At 41.5% G+C, this 26448-nt stretch carries 22 protein-coding genes and 1 riboswitch; all 22 genes read left to right on the top strand.

Annotated features, from left to right (window positions below; all coding sequences use genetic code 11):
- The first annotated feature begins 3 nt into the window (after positions 1-3).
- Entirely contained in the window at positions 4-921 is a 918-nt protein-coding gene (locus MK405_RS06995; protein ID WP_033584696.1) for an MBL fold metallo-hydrolase, read from the top strand.
- 64 nt (positions 922-985) lie between these two features.
- Positions 986-1966 (top strand): nitronate monooxygenase, encoded by a 981-nt coding sequence (locus tag MK405_RS06990; RefSeq protein ID WP_268704672.1) that lies wholly within the window; start codon positions 986-988, stop codon positions 1964-1966.
- A 173-nt stretch (positions 1967-2139) separates the two neighbouring features.
- Positions 2140-4113 carry a GGDEF domain-containing protein gene (locus tag MK405_RS06985; protein ID WP_268704640.1) on the top strand — a complete coding sequence of 658 codons (1974 nt, stop codon included), beginning with the start codon at positions 2140-2142 and terminating at the stop codon, positions 4111-4113.
- Complete coding sequence (gene rplI, locus MK405_RS06980) at positions 4110-4562, top strand: 50S ribosomal protein L9 (RefSeq protein ID WP_000864211.1); 453 nt, start codon at positions 4110-4112, stop codon at positions 4560-4562. The genes MK405_RS06985 and rplI overlap by 4 nt, the downstream gene beginning before the upstream one ends.
- 43 nt (positions 4563-4605) lie before the next feature.
- Positions 4606-5958, top strand: a complete 1353-nt coding sequence (gene dnaB, locus MK405_RS06975; RefSeq protein ID WP_007520930.1) for a replicative DNA helicase — start codon at positions 4606-4608, stop codon at positions 5956-5958.
- Between the two features lies 1 nt (position 5959).
- A complete protein-coding gene (locus MK405_RS06970; RefSeq protein WP_001278166.1) occupies positions 5960-6235 on the top strand; it encodes a Veg family protein in 276 nt (91 codons plus the stop codon).
- A gap of 90 nt (positions 6236-6325) precedes the next feature.
- The gene (locus tag MK405_RS06965; RefSeq protein WP_268704639.1) at positions 6326-7435 is read left to right on the top strand and encodes an N-acetylmuramoyl-L-alanine amidase family protein; all 1110 of its coding nucleotides are present in this window, start codon (positions 6326-6328) and stop codon (positions 7433-7435) included.
- Between the two features lie 84 nt (positions 7436-7519).
- Positions 7520-10153, top strand: coding sequence for a DNA polymerase I (gene polA, locus MK405_RS06960; protein ID WP_268704638.1), 2634 nt, complete (start codon positions 7520-7522; stop codon positions 10151-10153).
- 103 nt (positions 10154-10256) lie between these two features.
- Positions 10257-10359: riboswitch (TPP riboswitch) on the top strand.
- Between the two features lie 73 nt (positions 10360-10432).
- Positions 10433-10723, top strand: a complete 291-nt coding sequence (locus MK405_RS06955; RefSeq protein ID WP_000647686.1) for a thiamine-binding protein — start codon at positions 10433-10435, stop codon at positions 10721-10723.
- Positions 10686-11444 (top strand): ABC transporter permease, encoded by a 759-nt coding sequence (locus MK405_RS06950; protein ID WP_268704637.1) that lies wholly within the window; start codon positions 10686-10688, stop codon positions 11442-11444. The genes MK405_RS06955 and MK405_RS06950 overlap by 38 nt, the downstream gene beginning before the upstream one ends.
- Positions 11445-11478: 34 nt before the next feature.
- Entirely contained in the window at positions 11479-12489 is a 1011-nt protein-coding gene (locus MK405_RS06945) for an ABC transporter substrate-binding protein (RefSeq protein WP_268704636.1), read from the top strand.
- Positions 12489-13217 (top strand): ABC transporter ATP-binding protein, encoded by a 729-nt coding sequence (locus tag MK405_RS06940; RefSeq protein ID WP_268704635.1) that lies wholly within the window; start codon positions 12489-12491, stop codon positions 13215-13217. The genes MK405_RS06945 and MK405_RS06940 overlap by 1 nt, the downstream gene beginning before the upstream one ends.
- A gap of 118 nt (positions 13218-13335) precedes the next feature.
- Entirely contained in the window at positions 13336-13794 is a 459-nt protein-coding gene (locus tag MK405_RS06935; protein WP_268704634.1) for a CtsR family transcriptional regulator, read from the top strand.
- Between the two features lies 1 nt (position 13795).
- Entirely contained in the window at positions 13796-16228 is a 2433-nt protein-coding gene (locus tag MK405_RS06930) for an ATP-dependent Clp protease ATP-binding subunit (protein WP_247917992.1), read from the top strand.
- 255 nt (positions 16229-16483) lie between these two features.
- The gene (gene bgrR / locus MK405_RS06925; RefSeq protein ID WP_268704633.1) at positions 16484-17137 is read left to right on the top strand and encodes a response regulator transcription factor BgrR; all 654 of its coding nucleotides are present in this window, start codon (positions 16484-16486) and stop codon (positions 17135-17137) included.
- The gene (gene bgrS / locus MK405_RS06920) at positions 17134-18474 is read left to right on the top strand and encodes a sensor histidine kinase BgrS (RefSeq protein ID WP_268704632.1); all 1341 of its coding nucleotides are present in this window, start codon (positions 17134-17136) and stop codon (positions 18472-18474) included. Before bgrR ends, bgrS begins: the two co-directional genes overlap by 4 nt.
- Positions 18475-18582: 108 nt before the next feature.
- Positions 18583-19110: an isoprenylcysteine carboxyl methyltransferase family protein gene (locus MK405_RS06915; protein WP_000241943.1), complete on the top strand. Its 528-nt coding sequence runs from the start codon at positions 18583-18585 to the stop codon at positions 19108-19110.
- An 82-nt stretch (positions 19111-19192) separates the two neighbouring features.
- Positions 19193-22450 carry a GAG-binding domain-containing protein gene (locus MK405_RS06910; RefSeq protein WP_268704631.1) on the top strand — a complete coding sequence of 1086 codons (3258 nt, stop codon included), beginning with the start codon at positions 19193-19195 and terminating at the stop codon, positions 22448-22450.
- Positions 22451-22783: 333 nt separating this feature from the next.
- On the top strand, positions 22784-23842 hold the full coding sequence (locus MK405_RS06905; protein WP_268704630.1) for an AAA family ATPase: 1059 nt from the start codon (positions 22784-22786) through the stop codon (positions 23840-23842).
- A gap of 9 nt (positions 23843-23851) precedes the next feature.
- A complete protein-coding gene (gene pnuC, locus MK405_RS06900; protein ID WP_268704629.1) occupies positions 23852-24631 on the top strand; it encodes a nicotinamide riboside transporter PnuC in 780 nt (259 codons plus the stop codon).
- A gap of 1 nt (position 24632) precedes the next feature.
- Entirely contained in the window at positions 24633-25406 is a 774-nt protein-coding gene (locus MK405_RS06895; protein WP_268704628.1) for an NUDIX hydrolase, read from the top strand.
- 273 nt (positions 25407-25679) lie between these two features.
- Positions 25680-26363 carry a hypothetical protein gene (locus MK405_RS06890; protein WP_268704627.1) on the top strand — a complete coding sequence of 228 codons (684 nt, stop codon included), beginning with the start codon at positions 25680-25682 and terminating at the stop codon, positions 26361-26363.
- The last annotated feature ends 85 nt before the right edge of the window (positions 26364-26448 follow it).

The raw sequence follows: 26448 nt of genomic DNA, 5'->3' as shown, positions 1-26448 counted from the left end.
AGCATGGCAGAACTCACCTTACAGGAATATCAATTTCATGATATGAAACTGACATGGCTACGTGGAGCCGATAAATTGACGGATGCAGGGACTCTTTTTGGTCCGGTTCCGAAAGTTGTGTGGTCTCGTTACTACCCAACAAATGATGCTAATATGATGGCAGAATTGACGGATCCTATTTTGATCCAGTACAAGGGTAAAAATTACTTGATAGATGCAAGTTTTGATACAGCAAAATTATCTGATAAACAAAGGCGCAACTTAGGAATCTTAACTGAAAGTCGGGTAGAAGAAAGTTTATCTCTTTTAGGACTATCGCCTGAAGATATTGACATCGTGCTGATGACACATATGCATCATGATCATTCTGGTGGCTTGACGCGTGTGAATGATCAAGGAGAGTTGGTTTCCAAGTATCCAAACGCTAAGATTATTGTGAATGATGTCGAATGGTATGAGATGAGAAACCCTAATAATCGAACACGAGGAACTTATCTGAGAGAGAATTGGGAACCGATTCAAGATCAGGTGACGACTTTCTCAGAGTATATCAATGTCATTCCAGAAATCCAAATGATTCACACAAGTGGTCACAGCAATGGCCACAGTATTATCTTGCTCAAACAGGGGAAAGATACGATGATCCATATGGGGGACTTGATGTTATCACATGTTCATCGAAATCCTCTCTGGGTTCCAGCAGTTGATGATTATCCTATGAAATCCATTTTAGCCAAAGAGAAATGGTTGCGTCAGGCTTTTGAGAATCATTACAAGTTTTTCTTTTATCATGATCAATTTTTCGCGGTGGTAGAGTTTGACAAGGATGGGAAGGAATTTGTAGATTATGTTCTACGTTCTCGCCCCCCACTTATTCCTTTTACAGATCAGCAGGATCGTAAGCCAGATTTTTTAGGATAACAGAATATGAGGAGACAAATGTAACATTTTCTTGTTGACGGGGATATTGGTGCACTATGCATCCATTTGCCAACAAGAATCAACAGAAAATAAAAGGAGGACTCATATGTCAATTACAAAACTTTTACAGATTCAATATCCAATTTTCCAAGGGGCCATGGCTCAAATCTCGCACTATCAATTAGCAGCAGCTGTTTCTGAGGCTGGAGGTCTGGGAATTATTGCGTCAGGTGGTATGACTGGAGAGCAGTTGCGAGAAGAAATTCGTGAATTGAGAAAGTTGACAGATAAGCCTTTTGGTGTCAACATTATGTTGATGATGAAAAACATCAAGGATATTGTAACTGTTATCATCGAAGAAAAGGTTCCGGTGGTAACTACAGGTGCAGGAACACCTAAGCATATCATGCCTTACTTGAAAGAAGCAGGAATCAAGGTTATTCCAGTTATTGCCAGTGTCAAGCATGCTCAAAAAATGGAAGAATTGGGAGTTGATGCTGTAATCGCTGAGGGTTCAGAAGCTGGTGGGCATATCGGAGAGACCAATACAATGGCTCTTATCCCGCAAATCGTTGATGCGGTATCAATTCCGGTCATTGCTGCCGGAGGTGTGGCAGATGGCCGAGGGCTGGCTGCTGCGATTGCCCTAGGTGCACAAGGAGTTCAAATGGGAACAGTTTTTCTTGCTTCAGAAGAATGTCCAATTTCTCCAGCCTATAAAGAAGCTATTTTGGCGGCAAGTGATACAGCGACTGCGGTTACAGGTCGCATTGCGGGAGCGCCAGTTCGTTGTATTCGCAATGAGATGACAGATCACTATATTGAATTAGAGCAGAAAGGTACAAACCGAGAGAAACTGGAAGAAATTACGATCGGTTCTCTATCTAAAGCTGTCTATGAAGGTGATACAGTTCATGGTTCAATGATGAGCGGACAAATTGCGGGTTTGGTGAAAGACATCAAGCCATGTAAGGCTATTTTAGAATCAATTGTGAAACAGGCGCAGGAGCGTCTAAAAGAAATTCGACTAGAATTAGGTGAATAATTTAATCTAGGCGGAAGATTCAGCACTGATGAGGAAAAAGGAGAGCGAGGTATTTGTTCTCCTTTTTTATATATGGTTTTTGAGAGAATCTTGCTATAATAAAAGCAGTACTCTCTCTTTAAAGGTCGCTTTTTAAGGGCATTTGTGATATAATAATGCGCAAGAGGTTTAGAATGAAAAAAAATAATTTAACTCCGAATTCTGCGATTCTACTAGGGATTGCAACTTTCGGAACCGTAACAATGCTGATTATTTTTTCACAAAATCATGTTGTAACAATCAGTGTCTTGTTTTTATTTGTACTTCTTTATCTGCTTTTATTCATCTGGCAAAAAAAACAGTATGAAAAGAGCGAAATTGAACAAATCCAATACGTAAATCATCAAGCGGAAGATAGCTTAAACACGCTACTCGAACAAATGCCGGTTGGTGTTCTGAAATTAGACTTATCTACTGGAGAAGTGGAATGGTTCAATCCCTATGCTGAGCTGATTTTGACTACTGAAGAAGGCGAAATTGATGTTGAGTTAATTCAAACCATTATCAAGGCTTCTGTGGGGGCCCCTGGTTCTTACGCTACCTTGGGGGAAACACGATATGCCGTTCATATGGACAAGGCTTCGGGTGTCCTTTATTTCTTTGACGTTTCAGGGGAATACGAAGCAACTGTTGAATTGGTAACGAGTCGACCAGTGATTGGGGTCATCTCGGTAGATAACTATGATGATTTGGAGGATGCGACATCTGACTCTGATATCAGCCATATCAATAGCTTTGTAGCCAATTTTGTCTCAGAATTTGCTAGTAAGTATGCTATGTTCTCTCGTCGTGTGGGGATGGATCGTTTTTATGTATTCACAGATTACACAGTACTAGAGGAATTGATGAATGATAAATTCTCTGTTATTGATACTTTCCGAGAAGAATCAAAACAGAGGCAGCTAGCCCTAACTTTAAGTATGGGATTTTCTTATGGTGATGGAAACCATGAAGAGATAGGGAAAATTGCCTTGCTCAACTTGAACTTAGCAGAAGTTCGCGGTGGTGACCAGGTGGTGGTCAAGGAAAATAACGAAACCAAGAATCCAGTTTACTTCGGTGGAGGAACTGCTGCGTCTATCAAACGTACTCGTACACGTACCAGAGCCATGATGACAGCTATTTCAGATAAAATTCGCAGTGTAGACCAAGTATTTGTAGTCGGTCATAAAAATCTAGATATGGATGCTTTAGGCTCTGCTGTTGGTATGCAGTTGTTTGCAAGTAATATTATTGAGAACAGTTATGCTGTCTACGATGCAGACCATATGTCGCCAGATATCAAGCGGGCTGTTAACTTCTTGGAAAAAGAGGGTGTTACTAAGCTCTTACCTCTGTCTGATGCGATGAGGCTAGTTACCAAACGCTCTTTGTTGATTCTAGTGGATCATTCGAAGACAGCTTTGACCTTGTCCAAAGGTTTTTATGATCTATTCACGCAAACCATTGTCATTGATCATCATCGACGTGATCAGGATTTCCCAGAGAATGCTGTAATCACCTATATCGAAAGTGGAGCAAGTAGTGCGAGTGAGTTGGTCACAGAATTGATTCAGTTCCAAAATTCTAAGAAGAATCGTTTAAGTCGTATGCAGGCCAGTGTACTGATGGCTGGTATGATGCTGGATACCAAAAACTTTACATCTCGCGTGACGAGTCGAACCTTTGATGTTGCTAGCTACCTCCGAACACGTGGAAGTGACAGCATCGCAATCCAGGAGATTGCTGCGACAGATTTTGAAGAGTACCGTGAGGTAAATGAACTCATTTTACAAGGTCGTAAGTTAGGTTCAGATATCTTGATTGCCCAAGCTAGGGACTCAATGTCTTATGACACAGTTGTTATCAGTAAGGCTGCTGATGCTATGTTGGCTATGTCTGGTATTGAGGCTAGTTTCGTTCTGGCAAAAAATACACAAGGATTTATCTCCATCTCGGCTCGAAGTCGTAGTAAAATCAATGTCCAACGCATTATGGAAGAGCTGGGTGGTGGAGGTCACTTTAATCTAGCTGCCGCGCAAATCGAGGATATGAGTTTGTCGGAAGCAGGAGAAAAATTGACTCAACTAATCTTGGAAGAACTAAAGGAAAAGGAGAAAGAAGAATGAAAGTAATCTTTTTAGCAGATGTTAAAGGAAAAGGGAAGAAAGGCGAAATTAAGGAAGTACCAACTGGCTACGCTCAAAACTTCCTGATTAAAAAGAATTTGGCCAAGGAAGCGACTGCTCAAGCAGTGGGTGAGTTGCGTGGAAAACAAAAATCAGAAGAAAAGGCTCATGCTGAAATGATTGCTGAAGCAAAAGCCATCAAAGCTAAGCTTGAAGCAGAAGAAACGGTTGTAGAGTTTGTTGAAAAGGTTGGACCAGATGGCCGTACATTTGGTTCCATCACTAACAAGAAAATTGCAGAAGAATTGCAAAAGCAATTTGGTATCAAGATTGACAAACGCAATATTCAAGTGCAAGCACCAATTCGAGCAGTAGGTTTGATTGATGTACCAGTGAAGATCTATCAAGATGTTACAAGTGTCATCAATCTTCGTGTAAAAGAAGGTTAAGTTTACAACTTCTTGACAAGATTGTAAAAGGAAGGAAAGTCGGATGGCAGAAGTAGAGGAACTGCGAGTTCAACCTCAGGATGTTTTGGCAGAACAATCTGTTTTGGGGGCTATTTTTATAGATGAGAGTAAGCTCGTTTTTGTCCGAGAATACATTGATTCTCGTGACTTCTTTAAGTATGCTCATCGGTTGATTTTCCAAGCGATGGTAGATTTGTCGGATCGTGGGGAAGCGATTGATGCGACGACAGTTCGGACGATTTTGGATAGTCAAGGGGATCTCCAAAATATTGGTGGCTTGTCTTACATTGTTGAAATTGTCAACTCTGTACCAACTTCAGCTAATGCGGAATATTATGCTAAAATCGTAGCTGAAAAGGCTATGCTACGTCGCTTGATTTCCAAGTTGACAGACTCTGTCAACCAAGCCTATGAGGCTTCTAAGCCTGCAGATGAAATCATTGCTCAGGCTGAAAAGGGGCTCATTGATGTTAGCGAAAACGCCAATCGTAGTGGGTTCAAGAACATACGAGATATTCTAAATATCAACTTTGGGAATCTAGAAGTTCGGTCACAACAAACAACGGATATCACAGGTATTGCGACAGGCTATCGTGATTTGGACCATATGACGACAGGTCTCCATGAGGAGGAATTAATTATCCTAGCGGCGCGTCCAGCGGTTGGTAAGACGGCCTTTGCTTTGAATATTGCTCAGAACATCGGGACCAAGTTGGACAAGACGGTAGCCATCTTTTCACTGGAAATGGGTGCAGAAAGCCTAGTAGACCGTATGCTAGCAGCAGAAGGTTTGGTGGAGTCTCATTCTATTCGTACTGGTCAATTGACTGATGAGGAGTGGCAAAAATATACCATTGCTCAAGGGAACCTAGCCAACGCGAGTATCTATATCGATGATACGCCAGGGATTCGGATCACGGAAATTCGTTCGCGTTCACGTAAACTGGCTCAAGAAACAGGCAATCTAGGCTTGATTTTGATAGACTACCTACAGCTTATTACAGGGACTGGTCGTGAGAACCGCCAACAAGAAGTCTCTGAAATTTCTCGTCAGTTGAAAATCCTAGCTAAGGAGCTAAAGGTTCCAGTCATTGCTCTCAGTCAGTTATCTCGTGGTGTGGAACAGCGTCAGGATAAGAGGCCAGTCTTGTCTGATATTCGTGAATCGGGTTCTATCGAGCAGGATGCGGATATCGTAGCCTTTCTGTACCGTGACGACTACTATGATCGTGCAGGTGAAGAAGAGGAAGGAATTCCAAATAACAAGGTAGAGGTTATCATCGAGAAAAACCGTAGTGGAGCTCGTGGAACGGTGGAATTGATTTTCCAAAAAGAATACAATAAATTTTCAAGTATCTCAAAGAGGGAGGCATAAAATGTCAGATGCATTTACAGATGTAGCCAAGATGAAAAAAATCAAAGAAGAGATCAAGGCACATGAGGGACAAGTCGTTGAAATGACTTTGGAGAATGGTCGTAAGCGCCAAAAAAATAGATTGGGTAAGCTAATTGAGGTTTATCCATCTCTATTTATCGTTGAATTTGGGGATGTTGAGGGAGACAAACAGGCCAATGTCTATGTCGAATCCTTCACCTACTCAGATATCTTGACAGAAAAGAACTTGATTCGCTATCTAGACCAAGAATCTTAAAATGAAGTGAGCTTTGCTCACTTTTTTCTTTTTCTCCCGAATAGTATAAAGGAGGGGAACCTCGGAAATTTATATTATTAAGGAGAATGAATGACGTTTTTTAAATCAGGAGTTAAGAAGAGTAGATGTACTCAGTTGAGTGTAGGGCTGGCTACTTTGCTCGTTACGAGTACCTTTTTGTTTGGTGGGGAATCGGTTAAAGCCGACAGTGTAGCGCGTGGAGATGACTATCCACTTCACTACAAAAATGGTAGTGTTGAAATCGATCAGTGGCGGATGTATTCTCGCCAGTGTACCTCTTTTGCGGCCTTTCGTTTGAGTAGTGTAAATGGCTTTGAGATTCCTCCTGCCTACGGAAATGCAAATGAATGGGGACACCGTGCAAGGCGAGAAGGCTACCGTGTGGATACTAAGCCAGAAGTTGGAGCTATTGCTTGGTCGACAGAAGGTTATTATGGGCACGTGGCCTGGGTATCAAATGTATCAGGGGATACGATTGAAATCGAAGAGTATAACTATGGGGTTCGAGAAAAGTATAACCGTCGAAAAGTCAAGGCTAGTTCGATGACAGGTTTCATTCATTTCAGGGATTTATCCGCTAACTATAGTGTGAGTGAGGGTTATCGTAACTCAGAGCTTCCGTCCAGCGGGACAATAGTATTCACGGGGAAATCACCTATTATGGACCAACCGTCAAGTACAGGAAAGGTTATTGATTACTATTATGCTGGTGAGAGTGTAAGCTATGACCAGGTTCTTGAAAAGGATGGTTATAAGTGGCTCAGCTACCTATCCTATAGTGGAACGAGGAGATACGTCCAGTATATGGAAACAGAATCGGTGGAGAATGGTTGGAAGAAGCAAAACGGTATTTGGAATTACCGTGAGAACGGGAAACTCGCAACTGGTTGGAAGAAAATAAATGGCAGTTGGTATCATCTTAAAGACAATGGAAGCATGTCAATAGGTTGGGTGAAGGCTAGTTCGCATTGGTACTATCTAAAGGCATCAGGGGAGATGCAGACAGGATGGCTCAAGGAAAATGGAACATGGTATTATTTGGAGAGTTCAGGGGCTATGAAGTCTAGCCAGTGGTTCCAAGTAGGAGGAAAGTATTACTACGTCAATGCTTCAGGGGCTTTAGCAGTGAATACCACTGTGGATGGCTATCGAGTGGATAGTAATGGAGCTAGAATCTAGAAAGAATATAAAAAAGAGGGCTTCACTACCATTTGCCTATTCTTTCCGATGGTATTTTTCCTCGCTTTCCTTTATAATGGGTGTATGGACAAGAAAAAATTATTATTAATTGATGGATCTTCTGTTGCCTTTCGAGCTTTTTTTGCGCTTTATCAGCAGCTGGATCGATTTAAAAATGCTAATGGCCTTCATACCAATGCGATCTACGGTTTTCAACTCATGTTGAATCATGTCTTAGAGCGGGTTGAGCCTAGTCATGTTTTGGTAGCCTTTGATGCAGGTAAGACGACTTTCCGAACAGAGATGTATGCAGACTACAAGGGTGGCCGTGCTAAAACTCCAGATGAGTTTCGTGAGCAATTTCCCTTCATTCGTGAGTTGTTAGACCATCTTGGGATTCGCCATTATGAGTTGGCCCAGTATGAAGCTGATGATATCATCGGGACCCTAGGTCGTTTGGCTGAGAAGGATTCTTTTGATGTGACAATCGTTAGCGGAGACAAGGACTTGATCCAGTTGACGGATGAGCATACGGTTGTCGAGATTTCTAAGAAAGGTGTGGCTGAGTTTGAGGCCTTTACGCCAGACTATCTTATGGAAAAAATGGGCCTCACACCAGCTCAGTTTATAGATCTCAAGGCTCTTATGGGGGATAAGTCTGATAATATCCCTGGCGTCACTAAGATCGGTGAAAAGACGGGTATCAAGCTCTTGCTAGAACACGGTTCGTTAGAGGGTATTTATGAAAATATCGATGGGATGAAGGCTTCTAAGATGAAGGAAAATCTCATCAATGACAAGGAACAAGCCTTTTTGTCTAAAACCTTGGCGACCATTGAGACAAATGCACCAATTGAGATTGGACTTGATGATTTGGTTTATAATGGCCCAGATGTGGAAAATCTCGGGAAATTCTACGATGAGATGGGCTTCAAACAGCTCAAGCAAGCTTTAAATGTGTCATCAACGGATGCTCCTGAAAGATTGGATTTCACTATCGTTGACCACGTCAGTCAAGACATGCTGAGCGCAGACTCTATCTTCCACTTTGAACTCTTTGGTGAGAACTACCATACAGATGACTTGGTTGGTTTTGCTTGGTCTTGTGGGGATAAACTTTACGCTACAGACAAACTTGAGCTCTTGCAGGAGCCGATTCTCAAGGAATTTTTAGAAAAAACACCTCTGAAAGTGTATGACTTTAAGAAAGCGAAGGTTCTTTTAAATCGCTTGGGTTTGAATCTGCAGGCTCCTGCTTTTGACAGCCGTTTGGCAAAATACTTACTCTCAACAGTCGAGAACAATGAAATCTCAACTATTGCGAATCTCTATGGCCAGACTTATCTGGCTGATGATGAGACTTTCTACGGTAAGGGGGTCAAGAAAGCTATCCCTGAGAGAGAGAAATTCTTGGAGCATTTGGCTCGCAAGGTTGCTGTATTGGTTGAAACAGAGCCGGTTTTACTTGAAAAACTCAGTGAACATGGGCAGTTAGACCTTCTCTATGACATGGAGCAACCTCTGGCTTTTGTCCTTGCTAAGATGGAAATTGCTGGGATCAAGGTCAAAAAAGAAACCCTGCTTGAGATGCAGGCTGAAAATGAGGTCGTCATTGAGCAACTCACCCAAGAGATTTACGAACTGGCTGGTGAGGAATTTAATATCAACTCCCCTAAACAGTTGGGGGTACTGCTCTTTGAAAAGCTCGGTCTTCCTCTAGAATACACCAAGAAAACCAAGACAGGTTACTCGACAGCCGTGGATGTGCTAGAGCGACTAGCTCCTATTGCACCAATCGTCAAGAAAATCCTCGATTACCGTCAAATTGCTAAGATTCAGTCTACCTATGTGATTGGTTTGCAAGACTGGATTTTGGATGATGGCAAGATCCACACGCGCTATGTGCAGGATTTGACTCAGACTGGGCGTTTGTCTAGTGTGGATCCAAACTTGCAAAATATCCCTGTTCGCTTGGAACAAGGCCGTCTCATTCGTAAGGCTTTTGTCCCTGAGTGGGAGGATAGTGTCCTTCTCAGCTCCGACTATTCGCAGATTGAATTGCGCGTTTTGGCTCATATTTCCAAGGATGAGCACCTAATTAAGGCCTTTCAAGAGGGAGCAGATATCCATACCTCGACAGCCATGCGGGTCTTTGGAATTGAACGTCCTGAGGATGTGACTCCAAACGACCGTCGTAATGCCAAGGCAGTAAACTTTGGAGTGGTTTACGGGATTTCAGACTTTGGTTTGTCTAATAATCTGGGCATCAGCCGTAAAGAGGCTAAAGCCTACATCGATACCTATTTTGAACGCTTCCCAGGTATTAAAAACTACATGGATGAAGTGGTGCGTGAGGCGCGTGATAAGGGCTATGTAGAAACTCTCTTCAAGCGTCGTCGTGAGTTGCCAGATATCAATTCACGTAACTTCAACATTCGTGGTTTTGCAGAGCGGACTGCCATCAACTCTCCTATCCAGGGTTCAGCAGCAGATATTCTCAAGATTGCTATGATCCAGCTAGACAAAGCTCTAGTTGAGGGTGGTTATCAGACCAAGATGCTCTTGCAAGTGCATGATGAAATCGTCCTTGAGGTTCCAAAATCAGAACTAGAAGCCGTCAAAACTCTAGTGAAACAAACCATGGAAGAAGCCATCCAGCTCAGTGTCCCACTCATTGCTGATGAGAATGAAGGAGCAACCTGGTACGAGGCTAAATAAGAAAGTTATGAAAGAGTTTGAAGCATTTGCCTTCAAACTCTTTTTCATGGTTTTCTGTAAGCAGTTTCCTTGACATCTTACTTGTTTTGCGTTATCATATGTCCATATAATATACGGGAGTCTGTGTACAGTCTGAGAGGAAGTGTTAAACTTCGACCGCACCTGATCTGGGTAATGCCAGCGTAGGGAAGGATACTTAGTCGAATTCTGCACCTTTTCCGTATATATGGGAAAGGTTTTTCTTTTTGTCAAAAGGAAACCTGAGAAAAGGAGGTTTTTATGAAAGCAAGCATTGCCTTGCAAGTTTTGCCCTTATCACAGGGGATTGATCGAATTGGTATTATCGATCAAGTGATTGCTTATCTGCAAGCTCAGTCCGTGACCATGGTGGTGACACCATTTGAAACGGTCTTGGAAGGGGAGTTTGATGAGCTTATGCGCATTCTCAAAGAAGCGCTTGAAGTGGCCGGGCAGGAGGCAGATAATGTCTTTGCCAATGTCAAAATAAATGTGGGAGAGATTTTAAGCATTGATGAGAAACTTGAAAAGTATGATGAGACGACAGATTAGTCTTTTGGGATTTCTCGGAGTCTTGTCGGTCTGGCAGTTAGCGGGAATATTCAAACTTTTACCCAAGTTTATCCTGCCAACTCCTTTTGAAATTCTCCAGGCCTTTGTTCGCGACAGAGAATTTCTCTGGCACCATAGCTGGGCGACCTTGAGAGTGGCTTTACTAGGTCTAATTTTGGGAGTTTTGATTGCCTGTCTCATGGCTGTGCTCATGGATAGTCTGACTTGGCTTAATGATCTGATTTACCCTATGATGGTGGTTATCCAGACCATTCCGACCATTGCGATAGCTCCTATCTTGGTCTTGTGGCTAGGTTATGGGATTTTGCCCAAGATTGTCTTGATTATTCTGACGACAACCTTCCCTATCATTGTCAGTATCTTGGACGGTTTTAGACATTGTGACAAGGATATGCTGACCTTGTTTAGTCTGATGCGAGCCAAGCCTTGGCAAATCCTGTGGCATTTTAAAATCCCGGTTAGCCTGCCTTACTTTTATGCAGGTCTGAGAGTCAGTGTCTCCTACGCCTTTATCACAACCGTGGTATCTGAGTGGTTGGGAGGTTTTGAGGGTCTTGGTGTTTATATGATTCAGTCAAAAAAACTGTTTCAGTATGATACCATGTTTGCAATTATTATTCTGGTATCGCTTATCAGTCTTCTAGGGATGAAGTTGGTCGATATCAGTGAGAAATATGTGATTAAATGGAAACGTCCATAGAAGACGTTTGAGAAAAAGAAAAGAGGAAATGAAAATGAAGAAAACATGGGAAGTGTTTTTAACGATTGTAACAGTTCTTGTAGCTGTCGTGCTTGTGGCTTGTGGACAAGGAACTGTTTCTAAGGACAGCAACAAAGAGGCAGAAGTCAAGAAGATTGACTTTATCCTAGACTGGACGCCAAATACCAACCACACAGGACTTTATGTAGCAAAGGAAAAAGGCTATTTCAAAGAAGCTGGAGTGGATGTTGACTTGAAATTGCCACCAGAAGAAAGCTCATCTGACTTGGTGATCAATGGTAAGGCACCATTTGCAGTGTATTTCCAAGACTACATGGCTAAGAAATTGGAAAAAGGGGCAGGAATCACTGCCGTTGCCGCTATCGTTGAGCACAATACATCAGGGATCATCTCACGTAAATCTGACAATGTCAGCAGCCCAAAAGACTTGGTTGGGAAGAAATACGGAACTTGGAATGACCCGACTGAGCTTGCTATGTTGAAAACCTTGGTAGAATCACAAGGCGGAGACTTTGAGAAGGTCGAAAAAGTACCAAACAACGACTCCAACTCCATCACACCGATTGCCAATGGCGTTTTTGACACTGCTTGGATTTACTACGGTTGGGATGGTATCCTTGCCAAATCTCAGGGTGTAGATGCTAACTTCATGTACTTGAAAGACTATGTCAAGGAGTTTGACTACTACTCACCAGTAATCATCGCTAACAACGACTATCTCAAAGGCAACAAAGAAGAAGCACGTAAAGTCATCCAAGCTATTAAAAAAGGCTACCAATATGCCATGGAACATCCAGAAGAAGCGGCAGATATCCTCATCAAGAATGCACCTGAACTCAAAGGAAAACGTGACTTTGTCATCGAATCTCAAAAATACTTGTCAAAAGAATATGCAAGCGACAAGGAAAAATGGGGACAATTTGATGCAGCTCGCTGGAATGCCTTCTACAAATGGGATAAAGAAAATGGTATCCTTAAAGAAGACTTGACAGACAAAGGTTTCACTAATGAATTTGTAAAATAATGACAGAAATTAGACTAGAACACGTAAGCTATGCCTATGGCGATGAAAAGATTTTAGAGGACATCAACTTGCAGGTGAAGTCAGGTGAAGTGGTTTCTATCTTGGGACCTAGTGGTGTTGGAAAGACCACCCTCTTTAACCTAATCGCTGGGATTTTAGAAGTCCAGTCTGGGCGAATTATCCTTGATGGCGAGGAAAATCCTAAGGGGCGCGTGAGTTATATGTTACAAAAGGATCTCCTCTTGGAACACAAGACAGTCCTTGGCAATATTATCCTGCCCCTTTTGATTCAAAAGGTCGATAAGGCGGAAGCCGTTGCCCGAGCGGATGACATCCTTGCGACCTTCCAGCTGACTGCTATACGGGATAAGTATCCTCATGAACTTAGCGGTGGGATGCGTCAGCGTGTGGCCTTGCTCCGGACCTACCTTTTCGGGCACAAGCTCTTTCTTCTTGACGAAGCCTTTAGTGCCTTGGATGAGATGACCAAGATGGAACTCCACGCTTGGTATCTGGAGATTCACAAGCAGTTGCAGCTGACGACCTTGATCATCACGCATAGTATCGAAGAGGCCCTCAATCTTAGCGACCGCATTTATATCTTGAAAAATCGCCCTGGGCAAATTGTTTCAGAAATTAAACTAGATTGGTCTGAAGACGAAGACAAGGAAGTCCAAAAGATTGCCTACAAACGGCAAATATTAGCAGAATTAGGCTTAGATAAGTAGAAAAATGGGGAGTTGGTGAAGATTATCCTTTACCAGCGCCCTTTTTCTTTAAAAAATGAGAAAATTTCGGTATAATAGTCAAAGATAGTCAAGGTTCAAAGAAGGAGTTTGATTTACTATGAGATTTAAAAATACATCAGATCATATCGAAGCCTATATCAAGGCGATTTTAGACCAATCTGGTATCGTGGAATTGCAACGGAGCCAGTTAGCAGATACCTTTCAGGTTGTACCGAGTCAGATCAACTATGTCATCAAGACACGCTTTACGGAAAGTAGAGGTTACTTGGTTGAGAGCAAGCGTGGTGGTGGAGGCTACATTCGCATAGGGCGGATTGAATTTTCCAGTCATCATGAGATGCTCCGCGATTTGCTTTACTCGATTGGTGAGCGAGTTAGTCAGGAGATCTACGAGGATATTCTCCGGCTTTTAGTGGAGCAAGATTTGATGACCAAGCAGGAGATGACCTTGCTGACGTCTGTAGCAACAGATCGTGTCCTAGGGGAAGAATCCTCAGTTGTCCGTGCCAATATGCTCCGACAGCTATTACAAGAGGTAGATAGAAAAGAGAAGTAAGATGAACTATTCAAAAGCATTGAATGAATGTATCGAAAGTGCCTACATGGTTGCGAGCCATTTTGGAGCTCGATATCTAGAGTCTTGGCATTTATTGATTGCCATGTCCAATCACAGTTATAGTGTGGCAGGTGCGACTCTAAATGATTATCCTTATGAAATGGACCGTTTAGAAGAGGTTGCTTTAGAACTGACTGAAACGAACTATAGCCAAGACGAAACTTTTACGGAGTTACCCTTTTCCCATCGTTTGGAGGTTCTCTTTGCAGAAGCAGAGTATGTGGCCTCAGTGGTCCATGCTAAGGTGCTAGGGACAGAGCACGTCCTCTATGTGATTTTGCATGATGGCAATGCTTTGGCAACTCGCATCTTGGAGAGAGCAGGTTTTTCTTATGAAGACCAGAAAGATCAGGTCAGAATTGCTACTCTTCGTCGCAACTTAGAGGAACGTGCAGGTTGGACAAGAGAAGACCTTAAGGCTTTGCGTCAGCGCCACCGTACCGTGGCAGATAAGCAAAATTCCATGGCCAATATGATGGGCATGCCTCAGACTCCAAGTGGCGGTCTAGAGGACTACACGCATGACCTGACGGAGCAAGCGCGCTCTGGCAAGTTAGAGCCAGTTATCGGTCGTGACAAGGAAATCTCACGTATGATTCAGATTTTGAGTCGGAAGACCAAGAACAATCCTGTCTTGGTTGGAGATGCTGGTGTCGGGAAAACAGCTCTGGCCCTTGGACTTGCCCAGCGTATTGCTAGTGGTGATGTACCTGCGGAAATGGCCAAGATGCGCGTTCTAGAGCTTGATTTGATGAATGTCGTTGCGGGAACCCGTTTCCGTGGAGATTTTGAAGAGCGCATGAACAATATCATCAAGGATATCGAGGAAGATGGCAAAGTAATCCTCTTTATCGATGAACTCCACACCATCATGGGTTCTGGTAGTGGTATTGACTCGACTCTGGATGCGGCCAATATCTTGAAGCCAGCCTTGGCACGTGGAACTTTGAGAACGGTTGGTGCAACCACTCAGGAAGAATACCAAAAACACATCGAAAAAGATGCAGCCCTTTCTCGTCGTTTTGCTAAAGTGACGATTGAAGAGCCAAGTTTAGCTGACAGCATGACCATTTTGCAAGGTTTGAAGGCGACTTATGAGAAACATCATCGTGTGCAAATCACAGATGAAGCTGTCGAAACAGCCGTTAAGATGGCACATCGTTACCTAACCAGTCGTCACTTGCCAGACTCTGCTATCGACCTCTTGGATGAGGCAGCAGCAACAGTGCAAAACAAATCCAAGCATGTGAGAATGGACGAATCCGACTTGAGTCCAGCAGACAAGGCCTTGATGGATGGCAAGTGGAAACAAGCTGCCCAGTTAATCGCAAAAGAGCAGGAAGTCCCTGTCTATAAAGACTTGGTAACAGAATCTGATATCTTGACCACCTTGAGTCGCTTGTCAGGGATTCCAGTCCAAAAACTGACGCAAACAGATGCTAAGAAATATCTGAACTTGGAAGCGGAACTCCACAAACGTGTCATCGGTCAAGATCAAGCTGTTTCAAGCATTAGCCGTGCGATTCGCCGCAACCAGTCAGGTATTCGCAGTCACAAGCGTCCGATTGGTTCCTTTATGTTCCTAGGACCGACGGGGGTTGGTAAGACCGAACTGGCAAAGGCTCTGGCAGAAGTTCTCTTTGATGACGAATCAGCACTTATCCGCTTTGATATGAGTGAGTATATGGAGAAATTCGCAGCTAGCCGTCTCAATGGAGCTCCTCCGGGCTATGTGGGTTACGAAGAAGGTGGGGAGTTGACCGAGAAGGTTCGCAACAAACCATACTCCGTTCTCCTCTTTGATGAGGTAGAGAAGGCCCACCCAGACATCTTTAATGTCCTCTTGCAGGTTCTGGACGACGGTGTCTTGACAGATAGCAAGGGGCGCAAGGTTGATTTTTCAAATACCATTATCATCATGACGTCAAACCTTGGCGCGACGGCTCTTCGTGATGACAAGACTGTTGGCTTTGGCGCGAAAGACATTCGTTTTGATCAGGAAAATATGGAGAAACGAATCTTTGAAGAGTTGAAAAAAGCTTATCGACCAGAGTTTATCAACCGTATTGATGAAAAGGTGGTCTTCCATAGCTTAGATAGCAAACACATGCAAGAAATTGTTAAGATTATGGTGAAACCATTGATTGCTAGCCTGGCAGAGAAGGGTATCGACTTGAAACTGCAAGCTTCGGCACTGAAGTTGCTAGCTAGTCACGGTTACAATCCAGAAATGGGAGCTCGCCCACTTCGCAGAACACTGCAAACAGAAGTGGAAGACAAGTTGGCAGAACTCCTCCTTAAGGGGGAACTGGTAGCAGGGAAGACCCTCAAGATTGGTGTCAAAGCTGGTCAATTAAAATTTGATATTGCTTAAAAATGGAGAATCAGGAGCAATCCTGATTTTTTTGTATTTATTTTTATAAAACCAAAGGAAATAAGTTGACAATATGTAAATATTGGTTATAATAAGAATAAATAGATATTAAGATTTGTATAGAATGAAAAAGAGCAGAGTTTCCTGAAATTTCCACCATTTCAATAGAGCCCTGTTTCTTTTTTTGCGTATGAAATGAAAATAATGTAAACCTAGCAAAAGAGTGAATTTTAGATAGGTTAAGAAGGGGAATAGATGAACATTTTAGTTGTAGATGATGAGGATATGATTAGAGAGGGAGTAGCTGCTTTTTTGAGAGAAGAAGGCTATCATGTTATTCTAGCAAAGGATGGACAGGAGGCTTTGGAGAAATTTCATGAGTTCCTTATTCATCTGATGGTCTTGGATCTGATGTTACCGAAGCGGAGTGGATTTGAGGTGTTAAAAGAAATTAATGGAAATCATGATATTCCTGTAATCGTCTTAAGTGCGCTCGGAGATGAGGAAACTCAGATGCAGGTATTTGACCTTTATGCTGATGATCATGTGACGAAACCATTTTCACTGGTGCTCCTAGTCAAACGGATTCAAGCCTTGCTTAGGCGTTACTATGTTGTGGAGGATATTTGGCATTATCAAGATGTGACAGTGGATTTCACATCCTACCAAGCTCGAGTCAAGAACGAGGAGGTTGCAATTAAGCCGAAAGAATTGTTGGTTTTAAAATGTTTAATCCAACATAAGAACCAGGTCTTGAGTAGAGAGCAGATACTCGAGTCTATCTCAAATGATTTTGCAGATTTGCCTCTTGATAGAGTAGTTGATGTTTACATTCGAAATCTTCGTAAGAAGTTGGATCTGGATTGTATTGTAACAGTGAAAAATGCCGGATATAAAATTAGCTTATGATAAAAAACCCTAAATTATTAACCAAATCATTTTTAAGAAGTTTTTCGCTTTTAGGTGCAATCGCTTTGGTCATCCACATTGCCATCTATCTGACCTTTCCTTTTTATTACATTCAGCAAGAGGGTGAGAAGTTTAATGAGAGTGCTACTATTATGAGCAAGTACTTAGAAGGCAAAAATTTTCATGAACTGCCTAGTTTGCTGGAGTCCTATTCGAAATCTCTTCGCATCTCTGCCCATTTGAAAGATGATGTACTGGATAAGAGAATTTCCCTTGTGCACGACTTGGAAATAAAGGAAGGCAGTCCCACTAACTATATCGTAACGATTGACCGTCAGATTACGACAGCTGATGGTAAAAAGGTAACCATTCAATTTATTCAAGGTGTGGATATTTATAAAGAGGCAACACGGATTATGCTTCTCTATCTCCCGTATACCTTTTTAGCAACGCTTGTATTTGCCTTTCTCTTTTCCTACTTCTATACGAAACGTTTATTGGAGCCTCTCTTTTATATCTCAAAAGTTACAGGTAAGATGCAGGAGTTGGATCATGATATTCGCTTTGATGAAACGCGAAAGGATGAAGTTGGGGAAGTTGGAAAGCAAATCAATGATGTGTATGAAAACTTGCTGGCAGTCATTGATGAATCTGAGAGAAGAAATGAACGGATTGTCAGGTTGCAAAAGCAGAAAGTTTCTTTTGTTCGTGGAGCGTCACATGAGTTGAAAACCCCTTTAGCCAGTCTTCGAATTATTCTAGAGAATATGCAGTACAATATTGGGGATTATAAAGACCACCCTAAGTTTATAGCAAAGAGTATCGATCAAATTGATCAAATGGGCCACTTGCTCGAAGAAGTTTTGGAATCCTCTAAGTTCCAAGAGTGGACAGAGTGTAGCGGGACCTTGATAGTCCAGACTATTTTGACGGATGTTTTATCTCGCTATCAGGAATTAGCATGCTCAAGAGGAATAGAAATCGAAAATCAATTGACAGATGCTACTAGGGTCGTCATGAGTCTCAAGGCATTGGATAAGGTTTTGACAAACCTGATTAGTAATGCAATTAAATATTCAGATAAAAATGGGCGCGTAATCATATCCGAGCAAGATGGCTATCTTTCTATCAAAAATACCTGCCAACCTCTTAATCAAGAAGAGTTGAATCATTTGTTTGATATTTTTTACCACTCTCAAGTTGTCACAGACAAGTCTGAAGGGTCTGGTTTAGGACTCTATATCGTGAATAACATCCTAGAAAGTTATCAAATGTCCTATAGTTTTCTCCCTTATGAACAAGGAATGGAATTTAAAATTTGCTTGCAAGCAGATTAGTTGTATAAAGCAAAAGAACGGAAATCTCTCCGTTCTTTTTTGTTAAAGTTCACATAGGTTTAACATGAGAACATTATTTTAAATATAGAAAAAAGAAAGGATACTGGTATGGTATTAGCGATTATTTTAGTAACCTTCCTCGTTCGATTGATTTTTTTAAAACGTTCGATGGAGAATGAAAAACGAATCCTTAGCAAGGGCGGGAAAGAATTTGGAGTTGAGAATACAAAACGATTAACGATGGCTCATATTGTTTTCTATCTCTCCTGCTTTGTTGAAGCAATGGTGCACAAGACAAATTTTGATGGCATAAGCATGGTTGGTTTAGTCTTGCTTATTTTTTCTATGCTGATGTTGATGTTGGTGATTCACTTGTTAGGAGATATTTGGACAGTAAAGCTAATGCTTGTTAATAATCACAAATATGTAGATCATCCTCTCTTTCGAATTGTGAAACATCCCAATTACTTTTTGAATATTCTTCCTGAGTTAGTTGGTTTAGCTTTGGTGAGTCATGCTTACGTAACTTTTATCTTTATTTTTCCTGTCTATGCGGTTATTCTTTATCAAAGAATAGCAGAAGAAGAGAAATTACTGCAAGAAGTTATTATTCCTAATGGAAGAATGAAAGGATAGTAAAAATAATATAGCAAATTTCATATACAATTCATATTGGCAGGATATACTGTAGTTAATTAAAATCATGGAGGATATAGATATGTTTAAATCAAATCATGAACGAAGAATGCGCTATTCCATTCGTAAATTTAGTGTAGGAGTAGCTAGTGTACTAGTAGCTAGCTTCTTTATGGGGAGTGTTGCTCATGCTGGTGAGATAAGCTCTAGTGCATCCACAAATAGTGCCAAGGTCACTGAGCAAACTTCATCTAAGAGTAAGGCAGGAGAAAACAAAGAAACTTCTTCTGAAAATAGTAAAAAAACAGAACCAGCTAGAGAAACTTTGAAAGATGCAAAAGAAAAATTAATAAAAGAGCTAGCGGAAAGTGACCTTCCTACAGATAAAAAAGCAGCATATCAGCAGAAAATCGAACAGGCGAATGATACAGAAAGCTTGCTTTCGATAGATAATGATTTTCACCTAGACTTACTAAAACACCATGAGAAGCAGCATATGGAACAAGAAAGGAAGGAAAAAGAAAATCAATCGAAAGATGAAAACAAGGTAGTTCCTCCGACTAAGGAGAGCTCGGAACAGTCTCACGATACTTCTACAAAAGAGAACACAGGTGCAGCCGCTGAAATTCAAAAACGTTTAAAAGAAGAAATCAGAAAAGGTACCCTACCAACTGAGCGGAAAGATTCCTTGATAAAAGAGATTGAGGGAGAAGATGACCGTGATAACCTAGAAACTTTGGAGAATAGTTATAGAGAGCTGGAAGATACTTTCAAAAAAATCAATGAAGAACTCGACCATCAAAAGAAATTGATTAGTGATATGGCAACTACAAAAGGTATCACTGAAGAGGATAAAAGTTCTTTAGTAGGCGAAATCAATAAAATCAAAGAGCGAATTGTAAATGATTTTAAGAACGAGTCGGATAAATCACTCCAAACGATTAAACAAGAAGTTATTGCTGATCTAGGTAAGTTATTCAAATCTTACAAAGCTTACGTTGAAAAAGAAATTCAAAACTACGTCAATGAACAAGTGGACGAAAACATAAAGGAGAAAAAACTAAACAAAGAAGAAGCAAACGAGGATGCCACAATCAAACAGTTACGCGAGTTGGAAAAAAAGGCGCTTCAGCAACTCGATCAGGCCACGAAAAACGAAGAGGTGCTGAAGGCTAAACACAGTCTTCTTGATGAGATTGCAAAACTCAAAACATCTAATGGCAATAAAGAGACAACGAAACCGAGAGACAAACGAAGTGCTAAGGAGACTGATCAGCAAGATTTAGCTAAACAAATTTCAGAAGCTAATCTATCGCTTTCTAATCACATGAGTGAGCTGTTGGATAGAACTAAAAAAGATTTGAAATCTGAGGATGAGTCTAAATTTGATGAATTAATTAAAAATGCCTTAGGAATTGTAAATAAATATAGATCAGAGCTTTCTAAAGCTCAAACAAAAGAGGAACTAGATCGGATTCTAGAAACAGCGAAGTCAGAGCTAAATGCTGCTGTGGAGGAATTCAAAAAAGGGTTAACGAAACCAACTGAGCCTCAAAGAAAGCCTGATATGGAAGGTCATATTCCTCCAACTAAAGATGGGAAATCTCAGACACCGACTGAAGAAACGAAAGAGATAGAATCTTTGAAGAATAAGGCTAAGGAAGAGCTAAAAAAACTAGAGCAAGCTTTGGCTGAAGTGAATAACTATCCAGAGTTACCAGAAAATAACAGTGATTATAAGGTGCAGAAAAAAGATATTTGGGAGGATTCTAAAAAGATTGCTCCTGATAAAATAAAAGCATTTAGAGAACAGTTAGAAAAAGGTTCATACACTGCCAAAACTCTCCAAACGTTTATAGATGACTTTATCTATTATCAAATCCATGCACAAATCGAAAAGATGACAAGACAAGTCGCTTTGTATCGAGAGAAATACGCGAAAATTCCTAGTCTAGAAAAAGAGTTTGAATCAGGTATCAAGCAAACATGGAATAAGAATTATGCTACCTTAGAGGGGAAATATCTAGCGGATTACTTTAAGAACGAATTTCTTCCATCCTTTAATAAGATTCAGCAGATTGTGGAACTTCAGAAGGCTATCAGTCAGCTTGAAGAAGAAATGAAGACGGTTCCAGATGGAGCTAAGTTAACAGGAGAAGCTGGTTCTGCTTATGAAAAGGTCAGAAATCGCGCAAGCGAAATCATTAAACAGGGGAAAGAGCTTCTAGAACAAGTAAATATTACAGAAAAGCAGCTAGATACTCAGATAGGAGAGCTTCAGAAGAGCTTATCTGAATTGAAGGTAGCGAAGGCCAACTTAGTGCCAAAGAAAGAAGATAAGAAAGAAATTCCAAAACCAGATATGCAACCAAGTCCTCAACCAGAAGGCAAGAAACCACACACGCCGACACAACCTGGTACTGAGGATAAAAAGCCATCTACTCCAAAACCAGATATGCAACCAAGTCCTCAACCAGAGGGTAAGAAACCACACACACCGGCACAACCCGGTACTGAGGATAAGAAGCCATCTACTCCAAAACCAGATATGCAACCAAGTCCTCAACCGGAAGGTAAGAAACCGCAAACACCGGCACAACCTGGTACTGAGGATAAGAAGCCATCTACTCCAAAACCAGATATGCAACCAAGTCCTCAACCAGAGGGTAAGAAACCGCAAACATCGGCACAACCAAAGACACATAAAATTTTTACAGCGGCAGATGGCAAGACGAAAGTCTCAGTAATATTTGATAAACCTACAGATGCAGATAAGTTACATCTCAAGGAAGTAACGACGAAAGAGTTGGCTGATAAAATTGCTCGTAAAACAGGAGGGGGAACAGTTCGTGTGTTTGACTTATCTCTTTCTAAAGGGGGCAAGGAAACTCATGTCAATGGAGAACGAACTGTTCGGCTCGCGCTTGGGCAGACTGACTCAGATGTTCACGTCTATCACGTAAAGGAGAATGGCGACCTTGAGCGTATTCCTTCTAAAGTTGAAAATGGGCAAGTTGTCTTTAAAACGAGCCACTTCAGTTTATTTGCGATTAAGACACTTTCTAAGAATCAAAATGCCACTACACCTAAACAGACTAAGCCGTCTATCCAAGATAGTCAAACACAGATAGGAGAGAGCCAAACTAGAAAATTCCAGAATAAAGAAGTTAATCATAAACCACTGGCTACTGGAAATGAAACGGTGGCAAAAGGAAATCCTACATCAGCAACTGAGAAGAAATTACCATCTACAGGAGTGGCGTCTAATCTAGTTCTTGAGATCATTGGTCTCCTTGGTTTGATTGGAACTTCATTCATCGCGATGAAAAGAAGAAAATAATGATTCAGTTTTTTAAAAATATCCACTTTCGATATTTAGCATTTGATTGGTTAACCATTGAAGATTCCAAAGATTTTACTTATAATTGGTATCTAATAATGATAAGTTATTTCATATAGAGATGAATCTAAGATATAAAAAGAGAAGGCTATTGAACCGCAAAAGTTAGATTTTTTCTGTCTAGCTTTTGAGGGGCATTATAAAGATGGCCTTCTCTTTTTTTGTTACCTTTTTATAAAAAGTAATAAAAAACTATTGACAAAATAAAAATATAGTATATAATAAAAACACAGAAAACAAAAATATTAAAAACTATAAAAAGGTAAAGCGTTTATGAAAAAGAAAACAGCAGTGGTATTTGGGACCTTTGCCCCTCTCCATCAAGGGCATATCGATCTGATCCAGCGAGCGAAGCGTCAGTGTGACCAGGTCTGGGTAGTCGTTTCAGGATACGAGGGAGACCGAGGTGAGCAGGTAGGTTTAAGTCTTCAAAAACGATTTCGCTATATTAGAGAGGCTTTTCGTGATGATGAGTTGACCTTTGTCTGCAAGTTAGATGAGACCAACCTTCCCCGTTACCCTATGGGCTGGCAGGAGTGGTTGGACCAGATGTTAGCGGAGATTTCCTATGATGAAACCCAGCAAGAACTGACTTTCTTTGTGGGAGAAGAAGACTACCAGCAAGAACTAGCTAATCGTGGCTTTGAGACCGTTTTGCAAGAAAGAAAGTTTGGTATCTCAGCGACTATGATTCGAGAAAATCCAAGCAAATATTGGAAATACATCGCTCAACCCTTCCGTCGTCAGTTTACCAAGAAAGTCTTGATTATGGGAAGTGCTAGCAATGGGAAGACCACTCTAGCCAAGGATTTGGCAAGGTATTACGATGCGCCCGTTAGTCTGGAATACGCGCGTGAGTACCAGATCAAAAACAATGTCCGCGATGATGAATTGACTCCAAAGGATTACTACTATCTCCTTTTAGGGCAGTATGACCAGACCTCAAAACTAATCGATAGCAATGCCAATCGAGGCCTAGTGATAGCTGATACCAACTCCTTGGTAACTAAGGGCTACTATGACTATTACATGGAGACTGAGGACCAAGGGGACTTATCAGGGGAGACATTTGACAATCTCTTTGCCTCTATCTTGGCCAAGGAAAAATGGGACTTGATTCTCTTTGTGCAACCTGTCGGTTCCTATGTCAATGACGGATTTAGAGATATGACCATGGCGGAAGACCATATTCGCTACAGTTTTTCCCAGCATTTGGATGAGATGAGGGAGAGATACTTAACCACCATTCCACTAGTTTATCTAGCGGAGGATTATCTAGGCAATTATGAAGCAGCAAAAGTGGCTATTGATGCCATTTACCAAGCAGATTAGGAGGAAATGATGAAAAAGCTGACTGAAAAAATCACACAATTTATCGAAAACTTTAAAAATGTCCATGCCGAAGCTCGTAAGATTGGTTTTGCAGGAATCATGCGCCTGCTATGGAAAGATCTCTTTGTCGGCCGTAGCCTTTTCCAGTGGTTGTATCTCATCGCCCTGTCAAGTGTTCCCTTGATCTTGGATTTTACACAAAATACGGAAAGTCATGACTGGTTGAGCTTGTTTGCATCCTGGACTGGGATTGTCTGTGTTATCTTGGTAGCAGAAGGTCGTGCGAGCAATTATCTCTTTGGGGCCATTAACTCGGCTATCTACTTGATCTTGGCCATGAATGCGACTTTTTACGGAGAAGTATTGACGACTGTTTACTTCTTTGTCATGCAGCCGATTGGTCTCTATGCTTGGCTGTCCAATCGTATCAATGAACAGGAAAAATCAGAAGAATCCCACTTTGAAGCTAAGAAATTATCTGTTCTTGACTGGCTCAAGTACTTGGCCTTGACTGCTATTATCTGGATTGGTATGGGCTTGGCTTACCAAAGTATCAATAGCGCTCGCCCTTTCCGTGATAGTGTTACCGATGCGACCAATGGTGTTGGTCAGCTCTTGATGACACGTCTCTACCGCGAGCAATGGATTTTCTGGATTGCAACCAATCTCTTTAGTATCTATCTCTGGTGGGGTGAAAATATCCACATTCAAGGGATGTACTGGGTTTACACACTCAATAGTCTAGTGGGTTGGTACCAATGGACCAAGGCAGTTCGAAAGGAGGCATAAGATGGCAGACATAAAGATTCCAGAAGGGATGACGGAAAAAGAATATTATGAAATCCATGCCAGTCAGGAGGAGTTTTTAGACTGGTACTACAAGCAGGAACTCCCTCAATATGAAAAGCCAAGCGTGACGGTGGATATGGTGGCCTACTGCTTTGTCGAAGGAAAAATCAAACTCCTGCTGATTCGTCGCAAGGCTCACCCTTATCAGAACTGTTTGGCTTTGGTTGGAGGCTTTATGGACAAGGGAGAAGATGCTGCACATGCCTGTCAGCGTGAGGTGAGAGAAGAAGTCAATCTCGATCTACCTTTGGAGAAAATCGAGCAATTGATGACCGTATCGACCCCTGGGCGTGACCCACGGGGCTGGACAGTGACCATTGCCCACTTAGTGTACCTACCTAGCCGTGCATTAGACCTTGTTCAGGCAGGAGACGATGCTAAGGATGTCGTTTTTGTAGATGTCGATTTCCAGACGGGGAAATGCTTCCTAGAGGGAGTCGAGCTGGAGGAGCAAGCCTTCGCCTTTGACCATTATGCCATTATCCAAGAATCCATCAAACGAATCCAAGGCCGTCTCGACTGGAATCCGACCTTCCTTTATCTGTTGGAGGAGGAGTTCACTGTTTACGAAGGAACTGAACTAGTCAATCTCATCAACCCCGGTCGCCCAATCGTCAGCAATAACTTTCTCGTAAAATACGGCGAATATGTAGAAGAAGTCGGACTCAAACGAGTACCCAAAAAGAAACCAAGGAAAACCTATCGATTGAAATAAAAAACGAGGCCGGGAACTTTTCCCGACCTTTTTATTTATCATCATTTTTTATGAATGGTTATCTTTCTTAGAATTACACAAGAGCGATGCAAAAAATAGGACTCTAATCTAAAAAAATTTCTATTTTTTTCGTTTCGATTACGAATTGAAATAGTGGAGGGAACGATTTTTAAAATAGGTTCTCTAAATAGTTGACAGATTCAAAACCCAATGTTACAATTATATTGCAAAAAGATTTCTTGATATTTCAAAAACATTACAAAGGAGTAAAAAATGAAAAAGAAAACCTATATCAAATTGATGGCAGTGACTGTGTTGGCTTCTACCTTGCTACTAGGAGCTTGTGGAAATAAAAACGAAACCACTCAAACTAGTAGCTCTGCAAAGACAAGTCAATCATCAAGCTCTAAAGCAGCTTCTTCTAGCAAAGAAAGCAAGACTCAAAAATCTTCAAGCTCAGCTTCATCTGAAAAGGCCCAGGCATCTTCTGGTCAGTCTTCTACAGCGGCGGATCAGTCACAAGCGAAACCAGCGCCTGAATCAAGACAAGAACAAGCAGCCCCTAGTCAGCAAGCTCCATCTCAGGCACCTTCAACTCAGCAAGGCTCTCAAGCCCAGTCTAACCAGTCAGGCTATGATCCAACAACTGACCGCAAACTTCAAGACAAGCAAGCAGAACACAACAAACGCTACAAGGGTGTTTTAACCATGGTCGATGGTGATTTCTCAGCAGCTGCAGGCAACTGGAAGGGAGCGAATGGCGAAACTATTACGGTTTCATCAGGGGGCCAATTTACAGTAGAAACTGCAGAAGGAAATAAAGAAAACTACTCTATTAGAGGCTACTCTTACACTCTTGATGATGGCAAGTATAATGCTAAAATCGGAGGAGGAAAAATCATCCAAATTACAACAGGTGCGGATGGTAAAGTTTCAAGCGTTGCCTTGATTCAATAATAAAATTTGATGTTTTAACTCTTACTAGAAATCGTTCTGTAAAAGAGTGAGTCAACTGTTTTTCACTTAGTTTCTCCAAGAGAAA

The organism is Streptococcus oralis (assembly GCF_026782345.1).
Classification (GTDB): domain Bacteria; phylum Bacillota; class Bacilli; order Lactobacillales; family Streptococcaceae; genus Streptococcus; species Streptococcus oralis_CK.
The sequence above is the reverse complement of the archived record's forward strand: the minus strand, read 5'-3'. Positions and strand labels throughout refer to the sequence as shown.

What these genes read in the sequence shown, in the direction of transcription:
- MK405_RS06995 (WP_033584696.1), top strand. Translation starts at nt 4, where the DNA reads ATGGCAGAACTCACCTTACAGGAATATCAATTTCATGATATGAAACTG.
- MK405_RS06985 (WP_268704640.1), top strand. Translation starts at nt 2,140, where the DNA reads ATGAAAAAAAATAATTTAACTCCGAATTCTGCGATTCTACTAGGGATT.
- rplI (WP_000864211.1), top strand. Translation starts at nt 4,110, where the DNA reads ATGAAAGTAATCTTTTTAGCAGATGTTAAAGGAAAAGGGAAGAAAGGC.
- dnaB (WP_007520930.1), top strand. Translation starts at nt 4,606, where the DNA reads ATGGCAGAAGTAGAGGAACTGCGAGTTCAACCTCAGGATGTTTTGGCA.
- MK405_RS06970 (WP_001278166.1), top strand. Translation starts at nt 5,960, where the DNA reads ATGTCAGATGCATTTACAGATGTAGCCAAGATGAAAAAAATCAAAGAA.
- MK405_RS06965 (WP_268704639.1), top strand. Translation starts at nt 6,326, where the DNA reads ATGACGTTTTTTAAATCAGGAGTTAAGAAGAGTAGATGTACTCAGTTG.
- polA (WP_268704638.1), top strand. Translation starts at nt 7,520, where the DNA reads ATGGACAAGAAAAAATTATTATTAATTGATGGATCTTCTGTTGCCTTT.
- MK405_RS06955 (WP_000647686.1), top strand. Translation starts at nt 10,433, where the DNA reads ATGAAAGCAAGCATTGCCTTGCAAGTTTTGCCCTTATCACAGGGGATT.
- MK405_RS06950 (WP_268704637.1), top strand. Translation starts at nt 10,686, where the DNA reads ATGAGAAACTTGAAAAGTATGATGAGACGACAGATTAGTCTTTTGGGA.
- MK405_RS06945 (WP_268704636.1), top strand. Translation starts at nt 11,479, where the DNA reads ATGAAGAAAACATGGGAAGTGTTTTTAACGATTGTAACAGTTCTTGTA.
- MK405_RS06940 (WP_268704635.1), top strand. Translation starts at nt 12,489, where the DNA reads ATGACAGAAATTAGACTAGAACACGTAAGCTATGCCTATGGCGATGAA.
- MK405_RS06935 (WP_268704634.1), top strand. Translation starts at nt 13,336, where the DNA reads ATGAGATTTAAAAATACATCAGATCATATCGAAGCCTATATCAAGGCG.
- MK405_RS06930 (WP_247917992.1), top strand. Translation starts at nt 13,796, where the DNA reads ATGAACTATTCAAAAGCATTGAATGAATGTATCGAAAGTGCCTACATG.
- bgrR (WP_268704633.1), top strand. Translation starts at nt 16,484, where the DNA reads ATGAACATTTTAGTTGTAGATGATGAGGATATGATTAGAGAGGGAGTA.
- bgrS (WP_268704632.1), top strand. Translation starts at nt 17,134, where the DNA reads ATGATAAAAAACCCTAAATTATTAACCAAATCATTTTTAAGAAGTTTT.
- MK405_RS06915 (WP_000241943.1), top strand. Translation starts at nt 18,583, where the DNA reads ATGGTATTAGCGATTATTTTAGTAACCTTCCTCGTTCGATTGATTTTT.
- MK405_RS06910 (WP_268704631.1), top strand. Translation starts at nt 19,193, where the DNA reads ATGTTTAAATCAAATCATGAACGAAGAATGCGCTATTCCATTCGTAAA.
- MK405_RS06905 (WP_268704630.1), top strand. Translation starts at nt 22,784, where the DNA reads ATGAAAAAGAAAACAGCAGTGGTATTTGGGACCTTTGCCCCTCTCCAT.
- pnuC (WP_268704629.1), top strand. Translation starts at nt 23,852, where the DNA reads ATGAAAAAGCTGACTGAAAAAATCACACAATTTATCGAAAACTTTAAA.
- MK405_RS06895 (WP_268704628.1), top strand. Translation starts at nt 24,633, where the DNA reads ATGGCAGACATAAAGATTCCAGAAGGGATGACGGAAAAAGAATATTAT.
- MK405_RS06890 (WP_268704627.1), top strand. Translation starts at nt 25,680, where the DNA reads ATGAAAAAGAAAACCTATATCAAATTGATGGCAGTGACTGTGTTGGCT.